Origin of the sequence: Actinophytocola sp. (assembly GCF_050699915.1) — a bacterium.
Lineage (GTDB): Bacteria > Actinomycetota > Actinomycetes > Mycobacteriales > Pseudonocardiaceae > Actinophytocola.
The window spans coordinates 22,216-29,509 of the sequence record NZ_JBOHGA010000067.1 but is presented as its reverse complement, the minus strand read 5'-3'; the positions used below and the strand labels follow the sequence as shown (position 1 = coordinate 29,509).

Sequence of the window (7,294 nt, the reverse complement as noted above, 5' to 3'; positions counted from 1 at the left end):
GCCCGAGACCTGCCAGTCGCCGCGGGCGGGCGCGGTCAGCCGCGCGATGCGGCGGCCGAACGTGCCGGTTGCACGCACCGCGACCTGGTCCTCGGCGCCGTCGTCGGTGTCGTCGGCGACGCTCGCCAGCACGGCCGCCAGCCGTCGCCCGACCCGATCGTCCACGGTGTCCGGCAGGTCGACCAGGCCTCCCCAGCGGTCCGGGTACTCCAGCGCGGCGACGCGGCCGAAGCCCCAGACGCCGGTCTGCATCGGGGCGGCGAGCTGGTCGCCGCCGCTCACCGCGACGGCCCGGCGGGTGACGCTCCACAGTGGAGCGTCAAGGCCGGCGTCGCCCATGGCCTGCAGCAGCGCGGTGGTCAGCGGCAGGCCGGCTGGCACGCCCGCCCGCTCGGTCTCGTCGAGCGCGAGAAACGACAGCACGCCGGCCCAGTGCGCGCCGCCCGCGCCCGCCGTGCGCAGCTGCCGGGCGATCGCGTCCCGGTCGGCTGTGTCGACGGCGATCGAGACGGTGTGCGCGCCGAGTGCGGTGATCGTGGCGGCGACCCAGCCGAGGTGGGTGGGACCGGTGACCACGAGCCAGGTGCCCGCCGGCGTGGCGGTCTCGGGCAGGCTGAGGGGCTGCCAGCCGATCCGGTGCTGCCAACCGTCCACGGTGGACTCGTCGGTCAGCTTGCCGCGCCACGCTTCGAGGGCGGGCAGGACGGCGGCGAGCGCGTCGGTGTCCACGTCCAACGCGTCGGCGAGCGAGCGCGGGTCGGTCTCGCGGACCGCGCGCCAGAACTCGGTGTCGGCGGGGTCGCCGACCGTGTCCTCGGCCGGCTCCGGCCAGTACCGCTCGCGCTGGAACGCGTAGGTGGGCAGGTCGACGCGGCGGCCCGCGACGGGCCAGTCGACGGTGGCACCGCGGACGAACAGCTCGGCCGCCGAGGTGCGGAACCGGGTCAGGTCGCCGTCGTCGCGCCGCAGGGTGCCGGCCACGACGACGGTGTCGCCGGTGACCGTCTCGCGCACGGCGGGGACGAGCACCGGGTGCGGGCTGACCTCGACGACGACGCGGTGCTCGGCGGCCAGCAGCGTGCGGATGGCGGGCTCGAAGTCCACGCGGTGGCGCAGGTTGCGGAACCAGTAGTCGGCGTCCAGTTCGGTGCCGTCGAGCCACTCCCCCGTCACCGTCGACAGGAACGGCACCGCCGCCTCGCGCGGAGTGATCGGGGCGAGGGCGTCGAGCAGCTCGTCGCGGAGCAGGTCGACATGATCGGTGTGCGAGGCGTAGTCCACCGGAATCCGCCGGACCCGCACCTCCTCGGCCGCCAACTCGTCGAACAGAAGGTCCAGCGCGCCAGGATCTCCCGCCACCACAACGGAACTCGGCCCATTGACGGCAGCGATCGAGAGTCCTTCGCCGAGCCGTGGCTCGACCTCGGCCACCGGCAGCGCGACCGACACCATCCCGCCACGACCCGCCAGAGTCCGAGCGATCGCCTGACTGCGCAACGCCACCACCCGCGCACCGTCCTCCAAGGACAACGCACCGGCGACCACCGCGGCAGCGATCTCACCCTGCGAATGACCGACCACCGCATCCGGCGTCACACCGTAGGACTCCCACAACGCCGCCAACCCGACCATCACCGCAAACGACGCCGGCTGCACCACGTCGACCCCGTCCAGATCCCGACCATCGCGCAGGACGTCGAGCAACGACCAGTCCACGAACGGGTCAAGAGCCGCGGCGCACTCGGTCAAACGCTCGGCGAACACCGGCGACTCGGCCAACAACTGGGCACCCATACCCACCCACTGCGCACCCTGACCCGGAAACACGAACACCACTCGACCGTCCACATCGGCCACACCCTCGACGACCGCCGCCGACGGCTCGCCGCGGCCGACCGCGGCGACCCCGGTCCGCAGCTCGGCGACGGTGTCGGACACGACGACGGCGCGGTGCTCGAACAACGACCTGGTTCGTGCCAGGGAGAAGGCGACGTCGGCAGGCGCCAGCTCGTCCACTCGGGACAGCAGCCGGGTGGCCTGAGCGCGCAGCGCACCGGCGGAACGGGCGGACAGCACCCACGGCCCGGCCGGCCCCGGCTCGGTGTCCTCGACAGCGGACGCCGGTGGCTGCTCGAGGATCAGGTGCGCGTTCGTGCCGCTGATCCCGAACGACGACACCGCGGCTCGGCGGGCCCGCTCGGTCGGCGGCCAGTCGGCCCGCTCGGTCGCGACCTCGATGGCCCCGGCCGACCAGTCAACGTGCGTCGAGGGCTCGGTGACATGCAGGGTCGGTGGCACGACGCCGTTGCGCAGGGCCTGGACGGTCTTGATGACGCCGGCGATCCCGGCGGCGGACTGGGTGTGCCCGAGGTTCGACTTGACCGACCCGAGTAGCAGCGGCGTCGCCCGGTCCTGGCCGTACGTGGCTAGCAGCGCCTGCGCCTCGATCGGGTCGCCGAGGGTCGTGCCGGTGCCGTGCGCCTCCACCACGTCTACATCCGATGTGGACAGACCTGCACTCGCCAGCGCTTGGCGGATGACCCGCTGCTGTGAGGGGCCGTTGGGGGCGGTGAGGCCGTTGGACGCGCCGTCGGAGTTCACCGCCGAACCGCGCACCACGGCGAGAACCGGGTGCCCCTGGCGGACGGCGTCGGACAGCCGCTCGACCACGACGATGCCGACGCCCTCCGCGAGGTTCATCCCGTCCGCGGTGTCGGAGAACGCCTTGGCCCGGCCGTTCTCCGCGAGCAGACCCTCCTGTCCGAACGCGACGAACGGCGTCTCGGTGGCCATGATCGTGGCGCCGCCGGCCAGCGCGAGCGTGCTGTCGCCGGACAGCACGGACTGGCACGCCAGGTGCAGCGCAGTCAGCGACGACGAGCACGCGGTGTCGACGGTCATCGCCGGGCCCTCCAGCCCGAACACGTACGCGACCCGGCCCGACACGACGCTCAGCGAGCTGCCGGTGACGAGGTGGCTGCCCAGCTCGGACGGGCCGGCGTAGCCGCTGTCCGCGGCGCCGACGAACACGCCGGTCCGGCTGCCGCGCAACGAGTCCGGGTCGATGCCGGCGTGCTCGAACGCCTCCCACGCCGTCTCCAGCACCAGCCGCTGCTGCGGGTCCATCGCCAGCGCCTCGCGCGGCGAGATCCCGAAGAACGCGGGGTCGAACTCGCCGGCGCCGTGAACGAAGCCGCCGCGGAACGCGTCGCTGCCGCCCATCCGCCAGCCGCGGTCGCCGGGCAGGCCGGTGATCGCGTCGGTGCCCTCGGCGACGAGCCGCCACAGGTCGTCGGCCGAGGCGACGCCGCCCGGGAACCGGCAGCTCATGCCGACGATCACGATCGGGTCGTCCGGGTCGTGCGACACCGGAGTGGCCGCCGCGTGCTCGGCGGCGGGCAGGTCGACGAGAAGGGACAGCAGGTGCTCGGCGAGCACGACCGGGGTCGGGTAGTCGAACACCAGGGTCGCCGGCAACCTGAGCCCGGTCTCGGTGGCGAGCCGGTTGCGCAGCTCCACCGCGGTCAGCGAGTCGAAGCCGAGCTCGCGGAACTCGCGGCGGACGTCGACCCCGTCCGGCGCGTGACCGAGGACCGCCGACACCTGCGCGCGGATGGCGGCGACCAGCACGCGGGCGCGGTCGGCCGGCGCGGCGTCCCGCAGGCGCCGGGCCAGGCCCGAGTCGGCCGCGTATCCCACAGCGGCCCGGCGCCGGGACGTGCCGGCGAGGCCGCTCAGCAGCGGTGGGAGGTCGGGCGCGCGCAGCACGGCCGCGTCGAGCAGCAGGGACACGACCAGCGCCTCGTCGGTGGCCGCGGCGGTGTCGAACATCGCCATGCCGCGCTCGGCGGTGATCGCCCGCACGCCGGCGGCGTCCAGGCGCTGGTTGCCGCGATCGGAAAGTCCGGCGGTCAGGCCGCGTTCGGTGGACCACCGTCCCCAGGCGATGGACTGCGCGGGCATGCCGCGGGCGGCGCGGTGCTGGGCGAGCGCGTCGAGGAAGACGTTGGCGGCCGCGTAGTTGCCGGCGCCCGCGCCACCGGTCACGCCGGAGGTGGACGAGTACACGACGAACGCGGCGAGGTCCATGCCCTCGGTCAGCTCGTGCAGGTGCCAGGCCCCGTCGGCCTTCGGCCCGAGCACGCCGTCCAGGCGGTCCGGCGTCAGCTGCTCGACCACGCCGTCGTCGAGGACGGCCGCGGTGTGCACGATCGCGGTGAGCGGGTGCTCGGCCGGCACGCCGTGCACGAGTGCGGCGAGCGCGTCGCGGTCGGCGACGTCGCACGCCACCACGGTAACCTCCGCGCCCTGCTCGGCCAGCTCGGCCCGCAGCTCGGTCGCCCCGGGGGCGTCGGGACCGCGGCGGCTCGCCAGCAGCAGGTGGCGCACGCCGCGCTCGGCGACGAGGTGGCGGGCGAGGTGACCGGCGAGGCCGCCGGTGCCGCCCGTGATCAGGACCGTGCCGGCGGGGTCCCAGCGAGGTGGCATCGTGAGCACGACCTTGCCGACGTGCTTGGCCTGGCTGACATGGCGGAACGCGTCCCGCGCCCGCCGCACGTCCCACGTCGTGACGGGCAGCGGCGTCAGCAGACCGTCGCGGAACAGGACCATCAGCTCAGCCAGCATGTCGCCGACCCGTTCCGGTCCGGCCTCCGCCAGATCGAAGGCCCGGTAGTCGATCCCGTCGACCTCGCGGACGTCGGTCTTGCCCAGCTCCACGAAACGGCCGCCCGGCCGGAGAGAGCGCAGCGATGCGTCGACGAACTCTCCCGCCAGGGAGTTCAGTACCACGTCGACACCGCGGCCACCGGTGGTCTCGAGGAAGGTCCGCTCGAACTCCGTCGTCCGCGACGACCCGATGTGGTCGTCCGCGACGCCGAGCGAACGCAGGACGTCCTGCTTCCCCTCGCTCGCGGTCGCGAACACGTCCGCACCGAGTTGCCGGGCCAGCTGGATCGCGGCCATGCCGACCCCGCCCGCACCGGCGTGGATCAGCACCGACTCGCCGGACCGGAGGCCGGCGAGGTAGAACAGCGCGTAGTAGGCGGTGAGGAACACCGCCGGCACCGACGCCGCGTCGGTGAACGACCAGTCACCGGGGATGGCTGTCGCACACCGATGGTCCGCCACGACCTCGGGTCCGATTCCGCCCGGCACCAAGGCCATCACTCGGTCCCCCGGCCGCAGCCCCGGCACGTCGTCGCCGACCTCCGCGACCACGCCGGCGACCTCCGCGCCGAGCGGCCCCGGCTCGCCCGGGTACATGTCGAGCGCGCTCAGCACGTCCCGGAAGTTCAGCCCGGCGGCGCGCACGTCGATGCGCACCTGGCCCGGCGCCAGTGGTCCCGGCTCCGGCAGCGCCACTACGTCGAGGGCGTCGAGCGTGCCGCGGCGGGTCGAGTCCAGCCGCCAGGCGTCGCCGCGCGGTGGCACGAGGCCCGTTCCGGAGGTCAGCGGTGCCAGGCGTCCCGCCCGGACCGTGCCGTCGCGGACCACGTACTGCGGCTCCGCTCCGCCGAACACGGTGGCGGGTAAGACATCCTGGTCGGTGTCGACCAGTGTGAACCGCCCGGGGTGCTCGGACTGCGCGGACCGGACCAGGCCCCACGCCGCAGCGGCGGGCAGGTCGGTCACCGGTTCGCCGTGGCCGGCGGCGAGCGCACCACGGGTGCGGAACACCAGCCGGGACCGGGCGAAGCGCTCGTCGGCGAGCCAGTTCCGCAGCAGCCGCAGCACGCGGCCTGTCAGGTCCCGCACGGCCGTCGGCACATCGTCCACATCGGATGAGAGGCTCACGACCGCGACCTCGGGCACGGTCTCCAGCGACGCGAGGTCGACATCCAGCTCCAGCGGCACCACCTCGACGTCCGAGGACACGGCCGGAACGGGAGTCCAGTCGAGACGGTACGTGCCGTCATCAGCGGCGGGGACGACCGTGGGCATCGCGGCCGCGTCCCGGACGGTCAGCGAGCCGATCTCCAGCACCAGGCCGCCGTCCGGGTCGACGACGGTCACGGCGACCGTGTCGGTGCCGGTACGGGTGACCCGGACCCGCGCCGCGGCCGCTCCGCCCGCTGCGAGCCGGACGTCGGTGAACGAGAACGGCAGCCCGCCCTCGCCGTGTCCGGACAGGACGAACGACAGGGACTGCAACGCGGCGTCGAGCAGTGCCGGGTGGATGCCGAACGCGCCGGCGGTGTCGGCGACCTCGTCGGGCAGCGCGACCTCGGCGTGGGCCTCGTCGCCGTCGGCCCAGACGGCCCGCAGGCCCTGGAACGTCGGCCCGTAGTCGAGTCCGCCTTCGGCGAACCGCTCGTAGACGCCGGTCAGGTCCCGCGCCTCGGCGGCCGGCGCCCAGGACGTGGCGCCGGTGGCCGGCTCGGTGTCAGGTGCGAGCGCACCGGTGGCGTGCAGCTGCCACGGCGCGCCGGGCCGGTCGACCGGGCGCGAGTGGATCGTCAGGATGCGGCGGCCCGCGTCGTCTGCCTGGCCGGCCCGGACCTGGACGAGCACGGCCGCACGTTCGGGCAGCGGCAGCGCCGCACCGAGCGTCAGCTCCTCCACGACGGCGCAGCCCACCTGGTCGCCGGCGCGGATGGCGAGCTCGAGGAACGCGGCGCCGGGCAGCAACACGGTGCCCCGCACCGCGTGGTCGGCGAGCCACGGGTGAGTGCCCAGCGAGAGACGGCTGGTGAACAGCGCGCCGTCGGCCTCCGCCAACTCCACGGCGGCGCCCAGCAGCGGATGGTCGGCCGCCATGAGGCCGAGCCCGGCCGGGTCGCCGGCCGACGTGGGCACGCCGGTCTGCCAGAAACGCTTGTGCTGGAAGGCATAGGTGGGCAGCGGGACCCGATGGCCGGGCAGCTGCCAATCCACGGGGACGCCGCGAACGAACAGCTCGGCGGCGGAGGTCAGGAACCGGGCGAGGTCGCCATCGTCGCGGCGCAGCGTCCCGGTGACGATCGCGTCGCGGCCAATCTCCTGGATGCTCATGGTCAGCACGGGGTGCGGGCTGACCTCGACGAACACGCTGTGTTCGGCCTCGAGCAGCGCGCGGATCGCCTGCTCGAAGCCGACCTGCTCGCGCAGGTTGCGATACCAGTACCCGGCGTCCAGCCCGATGCCCTCGACCCACTCGCCGATGACCGTCGAGTAGAACGGCACCGTCGTGTCGTGTGGGGTGATCTCGCTGAGCGTGTCGAGCAGCTCGTCGTGGAGTAGGTCGACGTGGTCGGTGTGGGAGGCGTAGTCCACCGGGATCTTCCGGACCCGCACCTGCTCGGCGGTCAGCTCG

Annotated in this window: 1 protein-coding gene (cut by a window edge); it reads right to left on the bottom strand. The window is 74.0% G+C overall.

Features of this window, described 5'->3' with window-relative positions; all coding sequences use genetic code 11:
• Window positions 1-7,294 carry part of the coding region annotated (locus tag ACRDSK_RS14645) for an SDR family NAD(P)-dependent oxidoreductase (protein WP_431441298.1) on the bottom strand (this coding region is incomplete at its 3' end). Its footprint extends 2,201 nt past the window's final position, so 7,294 of the 9,495 annotated nt are shown.